Source organism: Mucilaginibacter sp. FW306-07-L (assembly GCF_058782065.1).
In genome coordinates, this window is the sequence record NZ_JBYSXI010000001.1 from 1,280,938 (window position 1) to 1,299,326 (window position 18,389).

The following is an 18,389-nucleotide window of genomic DNA, read 5'->3' on the forward strand; positions in this document are numbered from 1 at the left end:
GTGATATAAAGTCTGCATGTGATCCGGAAAACAGTAATAGGTTATTTGTTAACTATATCGCTTGGTTGGTTTTACCTGCCCGCATCCGCGCAGCAAGCCGGTACGCAAACCCTGCACGCAGGGGCTATGCTGGTAAATACGCGTGTTAAGGATGATGGCATGTCGGCACTGGTATATGCGGGGAATTTACCGGGTATAACCCTTGGGGCAGATTTCAAGAACGGCAGGTTCGCACAACAGGTTTCAGTCAGTTATCAGCAGGGGAGTTTGGGTAATGATGTCAATTCATCAACGGTACGTTCAAAAACTATCTCGTTAAAATACACCGCTTTATGGCACCTGTTTAACCTTGTCGGTGCAGATATCAATAGCGGCCTTGCTTCAGAAACTTTTTTTGCTACACGCAGTCATGAACAGTTTGTTAATAACAGCCGTTTTTTTGAATTTGTAAGTAGCGCGGCATTGGCTTTACAGGCTCAATATAGTATTGGGAACCGTAAACCTTTTGTTATTAAAACAGGTATTACCTGCCCGTTGGTGTCCGCCGTTTCACGCTCAAACTTTAGCGGGAATAGGGTAAGCAACGTTCAGCAACCGGCATTCAGTGCTTATCTGGATAATTTATATTTGACCAGCTTTGCAGGGTTTAGCGCAGTTAATTGGTCGGGCAGTTTAGAAAAACAGATTGACGATCATAGCAAAATAAGTGTTGGCTACCAGTGGAATTATTATCACTTAAAGCAGGATAGTGAGGTAAGTTCCGCCTCTCATCAGTTTATAATAGGCTATAGTATTCAGTTATGAGGTTAGTAAACTACATAAAGCTATCTGCATGCCTGTTAATGATGGTACTGATAATTCAATCCTGCCAAAAATCAGCTTTGCGAAACCCATCGCGCGATCCGGTAAGTGTATTTGAGCAGTTGTGTAAGGTAATTAACGAGCGGTATGCCATGCTCGAGTATAAAAAAGTGAACTGGAATAGTATTCATGATGCATACCGTCAAAAAGCTTCGTCAACCACAACCGATCAGCAACTGTTTGATATACTTTCCGGCATGCTTGATAGCCTGCGTGACGGCCATGTAGCCCTGTCGGCATCTGATAGGGTATATACGTATAACGGGTATTATTTGCCTTACGATCATAACTTTAATTATGAATTGCTGATGGCGAATTACCTAACAAAGCCTCAAAAAATCGGGGTAGTTACCGTAAATGAATTTGACGATGTATTATACGTATACATCCCCACCTTTAAACAAACCCTGACACCGGTTGATCTGGAACAGGTGTTAAATAAGATGCACCGATTTAAGAAAATCATCATTGATGTGCGTGATAATAGCGGGGGCGAATCCGCCCTGGTTGATCAGCTTGTTCGTCTGTTTTTAACCAAGCGGCAATTGTTGAAGTATGATGTTTACAAAAAGGCATCCGCCGGTAACGAGTATTACGCGCCTGTGGCAAAATACCTTGACCCTGTTAGCGATCCTGTTCAATTTACCTCGGTTTGCGTGTTAACCAACCGCCGCTGTTTTAGCTCATGTAATGATTTTGTGTTGTATATGTCGGCATTGCCCAATGTGCACGTAATAGGCGATTATACAGGCGGGGGCGGGGGTACACCATTCAATTACGAACTTTCCAACGGCTGGCGGCTTACCTATTCAGCTTCTATGGCGCTTACTCCTAACGGCGATAATATAGAGGATGGATTAAAGCCAGACACCATTATAACCAATACTTTAGCTGATGATGCTGCCGGCCGAGATGCCATTTTAGAATATGGGATCAAGCGCCTTAAATAATAATTGTACTACCTATACGCTATTGCAATTAACTTTTTCAATGATTGGGGCGGTTTTTGATCCGCTATATGTATATCGACTAAATGGTGAATATAATTGCCATCAATCCATATAACACAGCTACATTCGGTTAATAGCGATGTAATGACTATGGAAAATAGGGGTATCTGACCCACCAAAATAACCCGGACAAGCTCCTGCTTAATAATACTTTTGATAAGGGATAGTCATGTGTATTAAGCCTTATATCAAATAAATTATTTATATATAAACTTGAATTTTATAAAACGTTTTAAATATCGATACTATGAAAGATTTAGGATATGGCTTCAGGCTTATTGACAAGAGTGTTCTGTATCATGAATCAGAAACATTTACCAGCCTGAAAAAAATAATTGATCATAATTCGTTTGAATTAATAGAAGCTTTCGAGGACAAAACATTTTATTTTAAGGATAAAAATAATGCCTATGTTACCAGTTACATGTGTACCCCTTCTGTTATTGAGAATGCAAAACCGGAAAATTTTAAAGTAGTTGATGCTGCGAAGGGGATTGCTTATGATGGGGCCGGTTATTACTGGTATAACAAAGTGCTGCCTTATGACTACAGTAAAGGAGAATGGTATAATGAATATTATATTCGGGAAGGTAAAAAAGTATTTTTTATTACCGAGTATGTAGAAACGGCAGATGTAGATTCTTTCAGCATTGTATGGCAAAATATCGGCAAAGATAACAACAGCATATTTTTTAAGGGTAAGAGGCAGCCTGAGGCGGATGTAGCTACCTTTAAAATGGTACCAGGGTGTTTTGATGATTTTCATTTAGATCAAAGTCATACCTATTATGCTTTCGATCAAAACAACGTCTATTTTGTAAATACTTTGAGTAAGGGTTTGCGGAAATTACACAAAGTTAAGCCTTCAGATTTTTCAGTAAAAATTGTTGATGAGAAGCTTTACGGCATAAATGGTAAAGATGTTTACTATTTTGGGCTTAAACAATCAATTAATTGATTTAATCAATGTAGCAGTATAGCATAAAAAAAACCGAACTTTAGGTTCGGTTTTTTTAAGTGGAGCCGGAGGGATTCGAACCCTCGTCCAAACATGGTATAAGGTAAGCTTTCTACATGCTTAGCTTCTGTTAAATTGTCGGGAAGGGGAAGGTCAGTTGCTTACCTGTACCGTCTTCCGTAGGTGCTTTATCTCGCCTGCTTATCACACCCTAAGCTGGCCAGTTCCGTTTTTCGATGCCCCGATTGCCGATTCAACAGAACGGAAAACCGGCGGGACAAAAGCTATGCTAATTCTAAATTAGGCAGCTAAGGCGTAGTTATTTTCGCCATTTGTAAGTTTGAGCGTTCAGATTAAAGCGCTAATTCACCCAACGCGCTGCATGCTTACCTACTTATCTCCATCCTGTCAATTCCGGTCGACCCCATTTTTAGAGTTGGCAGTTATTAGTTGCCAGTTTGCAGTTTTGTAGCCTGCAAATATACACAATTTTTGTGCCGTGGGTTATTAAAGTTTGCAGTTTGCAGATGTAATGTAAGTCTGTTGACTGCAAACCGTCAACCACCAACTGTATTAATTCGTCCTTCCCGGATAAACCTTTAATGCTTTCTCCAAACAAACCATCGCTGTTTTCAGGTCATCGTTGTTTAGCACATAGGCCAGGCGAACTTCGTTCAATCCGCTGCCGGGGGTACTGTAAAAACCGGTGGCGGGGGCTAACATTACGGTTTGGTTATTGTATTCAAAGCTTTCCAGCAGCCACTGGCAAAATTTGTCGGCATTGTCTATCGGCAGTCGGGCTACAATATAAAATGCGCCGCCGGGGGTAGGGCAAAAAACACCATCCATGTTGTTTAAGGCGTTTACCAATGTGTCGCGGCGCGATTTGTATTCGGCGTTCACCATCTCGAAGTAACTGTCGGGCGTATCAACTGCGGCTTCGCCGGCAATTTGTTCTACCATGCCGGGACTTAAACGTGCCTGCGCGAATTTTAAGGCTGTTGTCCATACCTCTTTGTTTTTGGTGATGATGCAGCCTAAACGTGCGCCGCAGGCGCTGTAACGCTTACTTACCGTATCCAACACGATCACGTTATTCTCCAAGCCTTCTAAATGCATCGGCGAAATAAATTCGCGTCCGTCATAACAAAACTCACGGTAAGCCTCATCGCACAGTAAATATAGGTCGTATTTTAAGCAAAGCGTTTTCAAGGCTTCCAGTTCTTCGCGTGTATACAGGTAGCCTGTTGGGTTGTTAGGGTTGCAGATGATGATGGCTTTGGTGTTATCTGTTATCAGTTTTTCAAATTCGCTGATAGGCGGCAGGGCAAAATCATTTTCAATGTACGATAGAATAGGTTTCACCATCACATCGCCCTGGCTGGCAAAGCCGTTGTAATTAGCATAAAAAGGTTCAGGAATAATTACCTCGTCGCCCGCGTCAAGGCAGGTCATCATAGCGATGGTGATCGCTTCTGAGCCGCCGGTAGTTACAATAATATCTTGGGTATCGATGCCATAGCCTAATTTATTATAATATTCGGCTAATTTTTTGCGATAGCTTAGTGTGCCTTCAGATGCTGTATAAGCCCAGATATTAAAATCGATATTCTTAACGGCATCAAGCATTCCGGCCGGAGTTTCAATATCCGGCTGACCGATGTTAAGGTGATATACTTTTTTACCCTCTTGTTTTGCCTTATCAGCAAAGGGCGTTAATTTACGAATAGGCGAGGCGGGCATACGCAGCCCTTTTTGCGAAATTTTTGGCATCCGCAAAAGTACAAAAATCCATCATGCGGTAAAGTAATAATCTGTTTAAACAGGCGTGGGGCGCATTAGTTATCTTCGCGCTAAAATTTAAATATAATGAAAGCTGTTTGTGTGTATTGTGGAGCCAATTTTAATGGCGATACCGATCTGTTAAACATAATTGATAATCTTGCCCAATATTTTGCGGATCATGATATTACACTGATTTTTGGTGGTGGCCGGGTAGGGGTAATGGGTTTAATAGCTGATGCCGTGCTGGCAAAAGGCGGTAAGGCCATTGGTATAATACCGCAGTTTTTGGCAGATAAAGAGGTAGCGCACACCGGCCTTACCGAGTTGCACGTAGTGCAAACCATGCACGAACGTAAACAGCTCATGGTAAAAATGAGCGATGGTATTATTGCGCTGCCGGGCGGCCTGGGCACACTGGATGAATTGTTTGAGGCGCTTACCTGGCTGCAGTTAGGCTTGCATAAAAGCCCGGTTGGTGTATTAAACGTTAACGGTTTTTACGATATGCTGTTAAAACAGCTAGACCTTATGGTTGAACAAAAATATATGAAACCGGCTAACCGTAGTATGGTGCTTTCGGCCGGTGATGTTGCGGGGCTGATGAATGCCATGCAAAATTTTGATGCCGCACCCGAAGATGTCTGGTTTAAAAAGTAATTAAATGTTTGTCTGTTTTGCCCTGCTGTAATGTTGTTTTTGCCCCTTGTTTGTGATGTAATAAACTGATAGCTTTAGGAACTGTAAATCTAAAATATCACTATGGAAAAGTTAGTAACCGGCTTCGGCGGTTTTTTCTTCAGGGCTAAAGATGCCAATGTGTTAAGTAAATGGTATGATGAGCATTTAGGCATCAATTCATTGCAAAGCGGCGAAATATGGCAGCAACAGGCAGGCCAAACCGTTTTTATGCCTTTTAAGCAGGACACAACCTACTTTGGCAGTCCGTCGCAACAATTTATGATCAATTTCAGGGTTACTGACCTGGCTGCTTTGTTGACTCAGCTTGCAGAAAAAGGGGTACGTATTGACGAAAAAAAGCAGGATGATGAATACGGTAAATTTGCCTGGATTTATGATCCTGAAGGGAACAAGATAGAGCTTTGGCAGGCCGCGGCAGAATAAGGTTAGCATAGGTTAATATTGAGGTTAAATTAACCGCCGGGTAAGTTAATTGCAAAGTTTTGTAATAAAAATTGCCTGTTGTATCAAAAAACTGCGCATACTTGCGTTAGATACATCGACATACATCAACTTTACCTTACTGCCGTTCATGCAAAAACGACACTTTTACTACCTCACAATACTTGTTAGCTTATTATTCGCACTTCCGGCATTGGCGCAAAAGCGCTATACCGTAAGCGGCACCGTGCGCGATGCCCAAACCGGCGAAACCCTGATAGGTGCTACCGTTCGTATACAAAACGCGGCGGGGCAATCCGCGGCGGCCACCAATACTTATGGCTTTTATTCGCTTACCAATACGGCAGGCGAGTACACCTTCACCATAACCTACACGGGCTACCAGCAGGTTACGCAAACGGTTAATCTTACTGCGGATACGAAGCTGAATATCGACCTTAAAAGCGGCTCGGAACTTGCCGAGGTAGTGGTAAGCGCTACCGACCGTAAGAACGAGAATGTGCGCAGCCCCCAGATGGGTTTGGATAAGCTCAACATGAAGGACCTGGATAACATCCCGGTTATATTTGGCGAAAAGGATGTACTCAAAACCATTCAACTATTACCGGGCGTAAAATCAGGCGGGGAGGGTACTACCGGTTTCTTCGTTCGTGGTGGCGCTGCCGATCAAAACCTGATACTGCTTGACGAGGCTACCGTATACAATTCATCGCACTTACTGGGCTTTTTCAGTACGTTTAATGCTGATGCTATTAAGGATGTAAGCCTGTACAAAGGCGGTATGCCCTCGCAATACGGCGGGCGTTTATCATCAGTGCTTGATGTGGTAATGCAGGATGGTAATAATAAGGAATTTGGCATACAGGGCGGTATTGGGCTTATCGCTTCCCGTATAAAAGCCGAGGGGCCGATAGTAAAAAATCGCGGCTCGTTCATGATCAGCGCGCGGCGTACTTATATCGATTTGTTGCTGCAGGCCTCACCCGATTCATCAGTGAAAGGCAATACGCTGAATTTTTACGACATCAACGCCAAAGCAAATTATAAATTTGATGATAAGAACACCCTTTATGTTTCAGGTTATTTCGGGCGGGATAATATCGGCATAAAGGATCTGTTTGCCAACCAGTGGGGCAATACCACGGCAACCATCAGGTTAAACCATGTGTTTAACAGCCGCTTATTTTCAAATACCAGTTTCATCTTCAATAAATATAATTACAGTATCAGCCTGTTGGATGATGATAACAATGCCAACGTTACCTCGCTGATACGCGATTTTAACCTGAAGGAGGATCTGCAATATTTCAGCGATAAGCATACCATCCGTTTTGGCTTTCAGGGTACACACCACCGTATAGCGCCATCAGAGATTACCACTAATGGCAACTCGAGCTTTAACCCGCTTTCTATCGAAAACCGTTACGGGTTAGAAATGGCCGCCTATGTATCTGACGATTGGAAGCTGACCGATAAATTTAATGTGCTGTACGGTTTAAGGTTGAGCACCTTCTCATTACTTGGCCCGGGCACATTCAATAATTATAATGCCGACGGCGATGTGGCATCCGCTTATAAATATGGCAGCGGCGAGTTTGTGAAAACCTATTTTAACCTTGAGCCGCGCCTGTCGTTAAGCTATAGCCTTAATGAGGAGAATTCTGTAAAAGCGTCCTATAACCGCAATACGCAAAACATACATATTTTAACCAATGCCGGCACCAGTTCACCTACCGACCAGTATGTGATGAGCAGCAATAATATAAAGCCCGAAATTGCCGACCAGGTGGCTATCGGGTATTTTAAGAACGCGAACGACAATACCTTTGAGTTTTCGGCCGAAACGTATTACAAGTGGCTGCAAAACCAAATAGAATATAAAAACGGCGCGCAGTTGATAGCCAATGCTAATGTAGAATCGGAGTTATTATATGGCACCGGCCGTGCCTACGGGTTAGAGTTATACACCAAAAAAACTAAGGGGCGTTTAACCGGCTGGATCAGTTACACGCTGTCAAAAACAGAGCGTAAGTTCAATGGACTGAATGAAGGCAATTATTTCCCGGCCCGGCAGGATCGTACGCACGACCTTGCGTTGGTAGGTATATATAACCTGAGCAAACGCTGGTCGGTATCGGCAAATTATATTTACAGTACGGGCAACGCGGTTACTTATCCGGCAGGAAAATATAATGTAGGCGGGCTTACTACGTATTACTTTACCCAGCGCAATGCCAACCGTATGCCGCATACCGAAAGGCTTGACCTGAGCGCCACCCTAAAAGCGAAAGAAACCAAGCGTTTCCGCTCAAGCTGGTCGTTTAGTTTGTACAACGCGCTTAACCGCAAAAATCCATATGCCATCCAGTTCCGCGATAAAAAGGACGACCCAAACCGTACCGAGGCGGTGCAAATAGCCTTGTTCGGCATTATCCCGTCGGTAACCTGGAATTTTAGCTTTTAATACCATGAAAATAACCCATATACATTTTTTAGGAACATTGGTGCTTGCCGCGATAGGACTTACATCCTGCGAGAAGGTGATCGATGTAGATATCAAGGAATCAGCCAGCCAACTGGTAATTGAAGGTACCGTGGCTGATAATGCCGATATGCAAACCATCAAACTATCGCGCTCGGTATCATACACTGAGGATAATACATATCCGCCGGTTACGGGCGCACTGGTTATTGTAACGGACAGCCGGGGCAATGAGCATAACTTTGTTGAACGCATACCGGGTGTATACATCAGCTCGTTTAAAGGGCAGCCAAACGTTACTTATAACATGCAGGTAAGGGTTGATGGTAAGGATTACACGGCTCAGTCAACCATGCCGCGCCCGGTAGAGCTTGACTCGCTGAGCGTATCTCAAATTACTTTTGGCGGTGAGGACCGTAAGGTGGTGGCCGTACATTACCGCGACCCGGCAGACGAAGCTAACCAATACCGCTTTGTTATGTGGGTTAACGGCACCCAAACCCGCCGTGTTTACGCTAATGATGACCGGCTGACGAATGGCAACGAAGTTAAGGATCAGCTTTTTTACAGCAGCGATGATGATAACGAAGAAATAAATGACGGCGATATGGTTGAGGTGGAGATGCAAAGTATTGACAGGCCTTTGTACAAGTACTGGGTAACCCTTGCCGACCAAAGCCAGAACGGGCCGGGTGGGGGTGTTACGCCGGGTAACCCGCCAACCAATATCAGCAATGGGGCATTAGGCTATTTCAGCGCGCATACCTCACGTAAAAGAACCATTACCATACAGGATAATGATCAGTAAGCGTAGGCTTGCATACTGCCGCATGAACATGCGCAGTTTGGGTCGGCAGCGCCAAGCTGTTTTAAAAAGTGTTGGTAAAACCCAATGCGGTCCTGCATATTGCTTTGGCTATCGCCCTTGCCGCACTCAATAGCGCCGTTAACAATATTAATGGTGCTGCCAAAGCCGGGTACGCGTCCCTTAGCCTTTTCGGTAGCCGCGGGCTGCCATTTACCGGTTATGGCATCATGTGCCGAGGGTTTGGGCGATTGCGGTGTCATCCAAAAATAAATAGCCGTTTTAAAGGCCACCACGGCATCCTGCTCAACAAGTTCAGGCCGGTTAAGCAAAGTTTCCTTATTGCCGAATATGCAGTGCGAGGCATAGCCGTAGTTGCCATTGTAGCTTAACTGCAAAGGGCCGCGGCCATAATATTTTTTTCCTTTTACGGGCGGATATTCATCATTGGGCACCACGTAGGGCAGGGTAGTATCGGCTTCGGTTTTCAGCATCAGGCCATCATTATATTTTCCGTTGATGCCATGCCGCGTTTCATGGGCTATGTGTGCAAAAAAAGCGGCCAGTTCCCTTTTATTAACGGCGGCATCCTTTTCGTGGCAAAATAAGCTGTAATCAATATCGTAAACGCTATCCGGTTTCGAGCGTGCCCAGTCTTCATTAAACCCTTCGTCCTGCCGTATTACGGTGCTTTTGCCGGTTGCTTTATCCGTGCGTATCATTTGTAAGGCCTGGTACGCCCGCTTGGTGATCTTGATCTTAATCACGGCCATATCCTTAATGGCTTTTATAAATGCCTGGTAAGTATAAAACTTGTCGCGGTTTGGGAATAGCGCGTTAAATTGTTGTTTGGTTATTACATTTTCCACGGCAGGTTCAGCCTTGGTAGTTTGGCTTGCAGGGCGGTTACCACAGCTAAAGCTAAGGGCTATCAGCATGGCAGGTACAATTATAAATGCTATTAAAGGTGTTTTTCTTGTCATGATCGGTAGCATCAGCAGGTTAAATGTAAACATTTAGCAAATTATTCACATTGATAATAATAACAGCGTGTAAATTGTTTAATTGCGCCATTGTTATGAAAATTTATACTAAAACGGGCGATAAGGGTTATACCTCATTAATTGGCGGTACACGCGTGCCCAAGCATCACCTGCGTATTGAAAGCTACGGGACTGTTGATGAATTGAACTCCTATATCGGCCTCATCCGGGATCAGGCTATCGGCTCACATTACCAGGATCTGCTTAAAACCATACAGGACAGGTTATTTACCATTGGCGCGTCACTGGCCGCTGATCCCGAACGGTCAAAAATGGTATTGCCTGATATTGAGGAGAACGATATTGAAATGCTTGAGCAGGAAATAGATGCCATGAACGAAAAATTGCCGCCGTTAAAACATTTTATATTACCCGGTGGTAGTAATGCCGTATCGTTTTGCCATCTGGCGCGTTGTGTTTGCCGCAGGGCCGAACGGGTAGTGGTACACCTGGCTGATGAAAGCACGGTGGACGATAAGATAATCATCTACCTTAACCGGTTGAGCGATTACCTTTTTACGCTGGCGCGAAAGGTTGGTTTTGATGCGCAGGTGCCTGAAAACCAATGGTTGCCAAGGGTGTGAAGAATGTGAAAAAAAATATTGATAATCAAATTTAAAATATTATACTTTTGCGAAATTGTATATAAACATAAATAACTTTTAAAAACCTATATAGATATGTATTGGACACTTGAACTTGCATCGCATCTGGAAGATGCACCATGGCCGGCAACAAAAGACGAATTAATTGATTACGCTATACGCTCGGGAGCACCGGTTGAAGTGATCGAGAACCTACAGGCACTTGAGGACGATGGTGAGCCGTATGAAAATATAGAAGAGATATGGCCTGATTACCCTACAAAAGACGATTTCTTTTTTAACGAAGACGAATATTAAGCGCTGCTGGTTGCCGCTGAGGCCTCTTGTAAATTATTTTAAAAAATTCAACACTTTTTGGAATGATTTTAGTTTGTTAAGTTATAAGAATAATATTTAAACATTTATCAACTAAAACTTAATAACATGAGAGGTTTATTGTACATTATCGCGGTCATTTTAGTAATCGGCTGGATATTCGGATTCTTTTTTAACCACGCGGGTAACCTGATACACGTATTACTGGTAATAGCTATCATCGCTTTACTGTTAGGCGTAATCAGACGAGCGTAAATTCAAAGAATTATACAAATACTTAAAAGCCATCCCTGTTACAGGGGTGGCTTTTTGCTTAGCAACATTTCGGCAATAGCTATATCATCCGGAAAGGTAATCTTAATATTGGTATCATTTCCCTCGATCAAATTAATGGAATATCCCGCCGCCTCAACTACGCTTGCATCGTCGGTAAAGCTATCATTGTAAGGCTGTGTATACGCCTGTCGTAATTGCTGGTAGGTAAAGGTTTGCGGCGTTTGCACCAGGTATATTTCATCCCGCACTAAAGCGGTTGACACGCCCCCCTGAACCCGGCGTACCGAATCGCGGCTTTTTACGGCCACCACAGCATTGCCATGGGTTTGTGCATGTTGGTAGGCATTATCGATAACTGCCGGGCTTGTAAGCGGCCTTACGGCATCATGTACGGCAATAACCGAGTCCATATTCTTAATAGTATCCAGGCCATTTTTAACGGACTGAAAACGGGTGTTGCCGCCTGCTACCAAGGTATGGGGCAATTTAAATGCATGCTGATGGCAAAGGTTAGCCCAATATTCATGGAAATCGGCATGCAGTACTACTATAAGCTGTGGTTTTGCCTGGCTATTGCAAAAAGCCTCGAGCGTGTAAAATATCAGCGGCCTGCCATTGAGCAATAAAAATTGCTTAGGCAATGCAGACTGCATCCTTGTGCCCGAACCGCCGGCCACTATAATGGCATAATTTGTTGTTGGCATGTTTTAATAGGTTAAACCCATGCAAATATGTGCAAACAAAAAAAGAGAGATGGGGTACCATCTCTCTTTTATAATATATTTTTAATGTTAGATGATCAGCATGGCATCACCATAGCTGTAAAAACGGTATTTTTCTTTAACGGCCACTTCGTAAGCGTTCATTACATGTTCGTAACCGCCAAACGCGCAGATCATCATTAATAAAGTCGACTCCGGTGTGTGGAAGTTGGTGATCATGGAGTTGGCAATGCTGAATTCGTATGGCGGGAAGATGAATTTGCTGGTCCAGTCGTTAGCCGCTTTAAGCGATTTATTGGCTGATACTGCCGATTCAATGGTACGCATACTGGTAGTGCCTACCGCGCAAACACGTTTTTTACGTTCAATGCCACGATTTACAATATCAGCTTGTGATTGCTCGATGATAAATTGCTCCGAATCCATTTTGTGTTTGGTCAAATCCTCCACCTCAACCTGGCGAAAGGTGCCTAAACCAACATGCAGGGTAACTTCAGCAAATTCAACACCTTTAAGTTCAAGGCGTTTCATTAGTTCACGGCTAAAGTGCAGGCCGGCGGTAGGGGCGGCAACCGCGCCTTCGTTTTTAGCGAATATGGTTTGGTAACGCTCTTTATCTTCGGCAGTTGCTTTACGTTTAATGTATTTTGGCAGTGGCGTTTCACCCAGTATCTCTACATTGCGGCGAAACTCCTCGTCGGTACCGTCAAACAAAAAGCGGATGGTACGGCCACGTGATGTGGTATTGTCAACAACCTCGGCTATCAGCAGGTCATCATCGCCAAAATACAGTTTGTTACCTACGCGGATCTTACGTGCCGGATCAACCAGAACGTCCCACAGGCGTAACTCTTTATTCAACTCACGCAGTAAAAAAACCTCGATGGTAGCACCGGTTTTTTCTTTATTGCCATATAAACGTGCAGGGAATACTTTGGTGTTGTTCAGGATCATTACATCCTGGTCGTCAAAATAATCCAATACATCCTTGAATATCTTATGTTCAATTTTACCTGTTTCACGATGCAGTACCATCAAACGGGATTCGTCGCGCTTATCCGACGGCGTATGGGCCACTAATGATTCGGGTAAATCGAATTTAAACTGAGATAATTTCATATAATATTTTTATTGGATTTTCAGGGCGCAAATGTACGAAAAATTTTATTAGTAATATTTAACACCAATCCGGGCGCTTTTGTGTGCGGATAATGCACAAATAATTTAAATTTACTGTAACCAAATGAATGCGCTGATGTCTAAAAACCAATAATCGCCGTTATGCTATTTTTAAAACTGTTTCGCGAAAGTTTTTTATTCGCCTATGATGCCCTTACGCAAAACAAACTGCGCACCTTGTTATCATTGCTCGGGGTTACAATAGGTATCTTTACCATCATAGCCGTGTTCTCGGCGGTTGATACCTTGCGTAATAACCTGCAAAACAGCGTTAATAAACTGGGTAATAACAGTATCTATATACAAAAATGGCCCTGGATATTTGGTAATGATTACCCCTGGTGGAAGTTCATTCAGCGCCCGGTACCCAACATTCATGACTACGAAGAGCTTAAAAAACGCAGCCAAACCGCCGAGGCTGTATCATTTGAACTTTATATTGACAGCCGTAAGGTAAAGTATAAAAGCAATACGATTGATGGCGCGGTACTGTATGCCGTATCGCATGAGCATGCTTCAGTTTATAACTATGAGTACCAGGACGGCCGTTATTTTACTGAAATGGAATCGCGCTCAGGCGCGCCGGTTACCGTTATTGGTTACGAGATAGCCAGTCACCTTTTCCCGGCGGGAGATGCCATGGGTAAACAGATCAAGATCATGGGGCGCTATGTTACCGTGATAGGCGTATTTAAAAAAGAGGGCGATGATATGCTGGGTATCTCGGCGGATAAAGAGGTTTTGCTGCCGCTTAATTACGCCCGTAACCTGATCGATATCAAATCCGAAAAATACCAGCCGCAAATTGTGGTAAAAGGCCGGGAGGGTATTGCCGAGGAAGAAGTGGAAAGTGAACTGCGCGGCGTTATGCGTTCCATCCGCAGGATAGGGCCGGGTAAGGATGATAACTTCGCCCTCAATAAATCAACCCTGCTTTCAAACCAGTTAGATTCCCTGTTCGGTATAATCAACCTTGCCGGATTATTTATTGGCGGGTTTTCCATTTTGGTTGGTGGCTTTGGTATCGCAAATATCATGTTCGTATCGGTAAAGGAGCGTACCAACATCATCGGCATCCAGAAATCATTGGGGGCGAAAAACTATTTCATATTATTGCAGTTCTTAATTGAAGCCATAGTGCTTTGCCTTATGGGCGGAGTTATTGGGTTGATGATGGTGTACCTGGTTGCGCTGGCCGTAAAAGGCATAGCCGATGTTGAGATAGTACTGGGGATGAAAAACATCCTGATAGGTATTCTTACTTCGGTAGGTATAGGCATAATTTCAGGAATTATTCCGGCACTCAGCGCGGCGCGGCTTAATCCGGTTGATGCCATACGATCAAACTAAAGGCTGTTAAATTTATTCCGATGAAAAAACATTTTATTACCGTAGCCGCGGCCGCCATGTTTATGGTTAGTGCCTGCAACCAAACAGCCCCGAAAACTACTGATGATGCAAAAACTGATACGACAACAGCCGTAAAAGACGCTGCTATCCCTGATAAGGAAAATGTATCAGAAATATTAACATCTTACCTGGCCTTAAAAAATGACCTGGTAAAATCAGATGGTTCGGCGGCTCAAAAAAGCGCGGCCAAACTACAGCAGGAACTTGTAGAAGTTAAAGGCTGCTCTGAAGCAGCAGACCTGGCGGGTGAAATTGCCGCTACGGATAAGGTTGACCAGCAGCGTAAAGCTTTTTTAACCTTGAGCAAGGATGTGATCACCCTGGCTAAGGGCATTAAAACCGGCCGCCCGTCATTCGTTACTTTTTGCCCGATGACTAATGACGGCAAAGGAGGCTACTGGCTGTCTGAAGCTAAAGAGATCAAAAATCCATATTACGGCGATGCCATGCTGGAGTGTGGTGAAGTGAAAGAAGAATTAAAGTAATTACTATTCGGTAACACCGCGTGCGTCGCGGTATTTTGATACCTTTTCAAAAAGCGTTTCGGGCAAAAATGGCTTGGTTAAATAATCATCCATTCCTGCCTCAAACGCTTTGTTGTAAGTATCGGGCATGGCATCCGCGGTTAGCGCGATAATAGGCACATCCGGTTGTATTTGTTTGATGATGCGCGTGGCTTCAAACCCATCCATTACCGGCATTTGCAGATCCATAATAATCATGCTGTAGGTTTGGTTGCGGGCCATTTCAACGGCTATCTCGCCATTGGTAGCCTCATCAACGTGAGCATGCCATTTTTTAAGGAATTTGGAAGCGATAAGCAGGTTCATTTTGTTATCATCCACCACCAGTATGCGCACATCGCTCAGGTTTTTAATAAGCTTATGTACTGATTGGTTGTTTGTATCTGTTTCCGTATTAGTTACCACCTCAAACGGAATATCAATAGTGAACCTGGTGCCTGTGTTTAACGAGCTGACCACATCAATACTGCCCTTATGCAGCGTAACCAGCCGCTTGGTTATAGCCAGGCCAAGCCCGGTGCCGCCAAAGGTGTTTTGATGGTGCATATCCTGCACAAAAGGGTCAAAAATATGCGGCAGGCTTTCGGGTGCTATGCCTATGCCGGTATCCATTATGCAAAAATGAACGTTGGCGGTATTAGCGGTTTCGGTGTCAACCGTATCAATTTTAATGGTGACATTGCCTTGCTGGGTGAATTTTATGCTGTTGCTTATCAGGTTATTTAGTATCTGGCTCAGGCGTACCGGGTCGGCCATTACCTGTTCGGGTATATTACTGTCCGTAATTAATTTTAATTCGATGCCTTGCTGGCTTGCCCGCGGTAAAAACGATTGCCAGATGTTTTGCGTAAGTTGCTTTAAGTTAACCGGTTGCTTTATCAGGTTGAACTTGCCGGCCTCTATCTTATTATAATCCAGTATATCGTTAATAATGGCGAGCAAATTATCGCCCGAGAATTTAAGCGTATTCAAGTACTCCATTTGCTCCGGCTTCGGCTCTTCGGCCAGCAAAAGGTTGGTGATACCGATCACCGCGTTCATCGGCGTGCGGATCTCGTGGCTCATGGTAGACAAAAAATCAGACTGAAATTTGGATGAACGCTCCGCATCCTCTTTGGCCGATATAAGTTCCTGCGTGGCTTTTTGGCGGTCGGTAATATCTTCACCTATCGAGGTGATCTCGATCAGGTTGCCGTGCTCATCAAAGCTCATGGTATTTTGCCAGCTTATTATCGCTTCGCTGCCATCTTTACATATCACGGGGTTTATGTAATGAGTTTCGTAACTGTTGCGTTCTATCCAGTCATTTAAGGTTTCCCTGAATTGCTGCGGTACAAAGTGGTCAACCCACTTTTGGCCGATCATTTCTTCGGTAGTGTAACCTAATATACCTGCCATGTGGCTGTTGCAAAAGGTAATGATGCCGCTTTCGTTAATGGTTAATGCCGCCAGTTTTACGCCCTCAAGCACCAGGCGGTACTTGTTGCGGGTACGTTTGTATTCAAGCTCCGCTTTTTTGCGTTCGGTGATATCCTGTAGGGTGCCTATAATTTTTCGCAGGGCACCATCGCGGCGCATTACCTTGCCTGTTATAACGCTCAGGTATTTAATAGCGCCGCTTGCGGTTATAATCCGGTATTCAAAGGACCGGCCTACAGCCATTGACGGCGTTCGCAGCAACTTGTACAATAACTGCCTGTCGTCGGGATGTACATATTTAAAATACAGGCGGATAAAGTTTTTAAGGCCCGTATCTTTCTCGCTGATCTCGTAAATATTGGCAATTTCGTCAGACCATGCGAACCTGCTGTTGGCAAATTCATATTTCCAGTTACCTATTTTGGCGATGGTTTGCGCTTCTATCAGTTCGGCCTGACTGATCTTGGCTGATTTTTCGGATAAGCGTACTTCTGTAATATCCTGTATCACGCCGGAGATGCGTTGTAACTTACCGTCAGCATAACTGCCAGCCTCACCGCAAATAATCTTGATGTATTTCAGGTTGCCTTTAGCGGTGATTATCTTATGTTCAAATACTTTATGGCCATCGGTACCGATTTGCTGCAAAAAGTTTTTAGTAGCGGCAATATCATCCGGATGTATCCGTGAAATATAATATTCCCGGTGGGTAACCCCGGCGGGTATGCTGTTAATCTCTAAAATCTGGTTAGTATACGGCGACCAATAGCCCTCATTAGTAGTGCTATCATACCACCAGTTGGCCATTTTGGCTATGTTTTGTGCCTCTAACAATAACTCCTGGTTGGTTTGCAGCGCATGTTCGTAATTCTTTTGGCTGGTTATATCGGTAATGGCTACCGAAACATGGCCCGTGTAGTTAGATTGCCTGTCGTAAACCGGGCTTATCTTCGCTGTAAACCATTTATCGACCCCAAATATCGAACGAAATTCAATAGCGGTAGACGTACGGTTGGCAATAACATATTTTATGGCTTCGGTAATAGGCTGTATGTTTTCGCTCCCGGCCACGTTGGCCATCGTATCTAACAAAAACGATTTAGGGTCATAATGCAATGGTTTCTGCTCGTTGTACCATACATTCAATACCTGTTCATTCTCGTCAACCTCAAAAACAATATCATTAATAGAGTTAATTAACGAGTGTAGCTGGTTGCGACTGTCGCGCAGTTTCTGTTCGCTCAACCTTAACGAGTTATTGGTTTTAACAAGGCTGTCAACCGCTTTTTTTAACTTGATGCGATATACCATCCGTACAATAAAAACAATATAAGCCGTTATGGTAAAGGTTATCAGCAAGCCTGTTAACGATGCTATGTTAATGCCCGGGTTTGGGGTTATAATATACGCGCTGAGTACAAAGCCAAAGTTTAGTATCGTGATGGCGATGAACTCGTATTGCCGGATGCATAATATGGCCAAAGCCATAAATATAGCTACCGAACTAAAAATATAAATGGGGCTGAATGCGGTATAACTTAACAGTAAATAATTATTAATTGCCAGGTGCGACAAGATGGTGAAATATAAGCCTGCTTTAAAAATGGACTTACTTTTAACAAACGACAGGCCTATGGCGGTAATACATATCCCGCTGTTGAGCAGCCTTAAAGGCAGCGGGTCTGCAAAGTTTTGGTGGCACAGGTAATACAGCGCGGGGCTGGCTATACATAAAGCCGATAGCAATAACCGGTATATGCTCCTGTCATTATGTATTAATAATACAAGCCTGCTGTTGAGTGACATGTGCCAGTTAATAGTTTGAAAATATATAAACTAAAATTATAATTCAATG

General features: G+C 43.7%; 17 protein-coding genes and 1 other RNA gene. 12 read left to right on the forward strand and 6 right to left on the reverse strand.

The genetic code is table 11. The features are described 5' to 3' along the window. Positions 1-45 precede the first annotated feature (45 nt). The 3 genes from AC3WJC_RS05745 (at position 46) to AC3WJC_RS05755 (ending at position 2,829) form a co-directional block, all read left to right on the forward strand. A complete protein-coding gene (locus AC3WJC_RS05745) occupies positions 46-804 on the forward strand; it encodes a hypothetical protein (RefSeq protein WP_492398116.1) in 759 nt (252 codons plus the stop codon). A gap of 38 nt (positions 805-842) precedes the next feature. Continuing rightward, complete coding sequence (locus AC3WJC_RS05750; RefSeq protein WP_492398117.1) at positions 843-1,811, forward strand: S41 family peptidase; 969 nt, start codon at positions 843-845, stop codon at positions 1,809-1,811. 307 nt (positions 1,812-2,118) lie between these two features. Beyond that, complete coding sequence (locus tag AC3WJC_RS05755; protein WP_492398118.1) at positions 2,119-2,829, forward strand: DKNYY domain-containing protein; 711 nt, start codon at positions 2,119-2,121, stop codon at positions 2,827-2,829. Between the two features lie 57 nt (positions 2,830-2,886). Here the strand turns inward: AC3WJC_RS05755 and ssrA are convergent. Beyond that, positions 2,887-3,255, reverse strand: a transfer-messenger RNA (tmRNA) gene (gene ssrA / locus AC3WJC_RS05760). A gap of 147 nt (positions 3,256-3,402) precedes the next feature. Further along, on the reverse strand, positions 3,403-4,602 hold the full coding sequence (locus AC3WJC_RS05765; RefSeq protein ID WP_492398119.1) for a pyridoxal phosphate-dependent aminotransferase: 1,200 nt from the start codon (positions 4,600-4,602) through the stop codon (positions 3,403-3,405). Positions 4,603-4,698: 96 nt separating this feature from the next. Between AC3WJC_RS05765 and AC3WJC_RS05770 the strand changes: the two genes are divergently transcribed. The 4 genes from AC3WJC_RS05770 (at position 4,699) to AC3WJC_RS05785 (ending at position 9,044) form a co-directional block, all read left to right on the forward strand. After that, entirely contained in the window at positions 4,699-5,271 is a 573-nt protein-coding gene (locus AC3WJC_RS05770) for an LOG family protein (protein WP_492398120.1), read from the forward strand. A 102-nt stretch (positions 5,272-5,373) separates the two neighbouring features. Then, the gene (locus tag AC3WJC_RS05775) at positions 5,374-5,736 is read left to right on the forward strand and encodes a VOC family protein (protein ID WP_492398121.1); all 363 of its coding nucleotides are present in this window, start codon (positions 5,374-5,376) and stop codon (positions 5,734-5,736) included. A gap of 148 nt (positions 5,737-5,884) precedes the next feature. Next, complete coding sequence (locus tag AC3WJC_RS05780) at positions 5,885-8,218, forward strand: TonB-dependent receptor (RefSeq protein WP_492398122.1); 2,334 nt, start codon at positions 5,885-5,887, stop codon at positions 8,216-8,218. Between the two features lie 4 nt (positions 8,219-8,222). Continuing rightward, the gene (locus AC3WJC_RS05785; protein ID WP_492398123.1) at positions 8,223-9,044 is read left to right on the forward strand and encodes a DUF4249 domain-containing protein; all 822 of its coding nucleotides are present in this window, start codon (positions 8,223-8,225) and stop codon (positions 9,042-9,044) included. Here AC3WJC_RS05785 and AC3WJC_RS05790 read toward each other — a convergent pair. After that, positions 9,038-10,024 carry a chitinase gene (locus AC3WJC_RS05790; RefSeq protein ID WP_492398124.1) on the reverse strand — a complete coding sequence of 329 codons (987 nt, stop codon included), beginning with the start codon at positions 10,022-10,024 and terminating at the stop codon, positions 9,038-9,040. The genes AC3WJC_RS05785 and AC3WJC_RS05790 overlap by 7 nt on opposite strands. A 95-nt stretch (positions 10,025-10,119) precedes the next feature. Here AC3WJC_RS05790 and AC3WJC_RS05795 point away from each other — a divergent pair, with 95 nt between their 5' ends. From AC3WJC_RS05795 to AC3WJC_RS05805, 3 genes are all read left to right on the forward strand, one after another. Next, a complete protein-coding gene (locus tag AC3WJC_RS05795; protein ID WP_492398125.1) occupies positions 10,120-10,668 on the forward strand; it encodes a cob(I)yrinic acid a,c-diamide adenosyltransferase in 549 nt (182 codons plus the stop codon). Between the two features lie 96 nt (positions 10,669-10,764). Continuing rightward, complete coding sequence (locus AC3WJC_RS05800) at positions 10,765-10,986, forward strand: DUF2795 domain-containing protein (RefSeq protein WP_002996718.1); 222 nt, start codon at positions 10,765-10,767, stop codon at positions 10,984-10,986. A 126-nt stretch (positions 10,987-11,112) separates the two neighbouring features. After that, positions 11,113-11,259, forward strand: coding sequence for a lmo0937 family membrane protein (locus AC3WJC_RS05805; RefSeq protein ID WP_127707651.1), 147 nt, complete (start codon positions 11,113-11,115; stop codon positions 11,257-11,259). A 38-nt stretch (positions 11,260-11,297) separates the two neighbouring features. Here AC3WJC_RS05805 and AC3WJC_RS05810 read toward each other — a convergent pair whose 3' ends face one another. Together AC3WJC_RS05810 and queA are read right to left on the reverse strand one after the other, a co-directional pair. After that, the gene (locus tag AC3WJC_RS05810; protein WP_492398126.1) at positions 11,298-11,984 is read right to left on the reverse strand and encodes a 2-C-methyl-D-erythritol 4-phosphate cytidylyltransferase; all 687 of its coding nucleotides are present in this window, start codon (positions 11,982-11,984) and stop codon (positions 11,298-11,300) included. Positions 11,985-12,071: 87 nt separating this feature from the next. Continuing rightward, positions 12,072-13,121: a tRNA preQ1(34) S-adenosylmethionine ribosyltransferase-isomerase QueA gene (queA, locus tag AC3WJC_RS05815; RefSeq protein WP_492398127.1), complete on the reverse strand. Its 1,050-nt coding sequence runs from the start codon at positions 13,119-13,121 to the stop codon at positions 12,072-12,074. A 162-nt stretch (positions 13,122-13,283) separates the two neighbouring features. On the opposite strand from queA, the gene AC3WJC_RS05820 reads away from it, so the two are divergent. Continuing rightward, entirely contained in the window at positions 13,284-14,531 is a 1,248-nt protein-coding gene (locus AC3WJC_RS05820; RefSeq protein ID WP_492398128.1) for an ABC transporter permease, read from the forward strand. A 20-nt stretch (positions 14,532-14,551) separates the two neighbouring features. After that, positions 14,552-15,076 carry a DUF3347 domain-containing protein gene (locus tag AC3WJC_RS05825; RefSeq protein ID WP_492398129.1) on the forward strand — a complete coding sequence of 175 codons (525 nt, stop codon included), beginning with the start codon at positions 14,552-14,554 and terminating at the stop codon, positions 15,074-15,076. Positions 15,077-15,079: 3 nt separating this feature from the next. On the opposite strand, the gene AC3WJC_RS05830 is transcribed toward AC3WJC_RS05825, so the two are convergent. Further along, a complete protein-coding gene (locus AC3WJC_RS05830; protein ID WP_492398130.1) occupies positions 15,080-18,340 on the reverse strand; it encodes a PAS domain S-box protein in 3,261 nt (1,086 codons plus the stop codon). Positions 18,341-18,389: the final 49 nt, after the last annotated feature.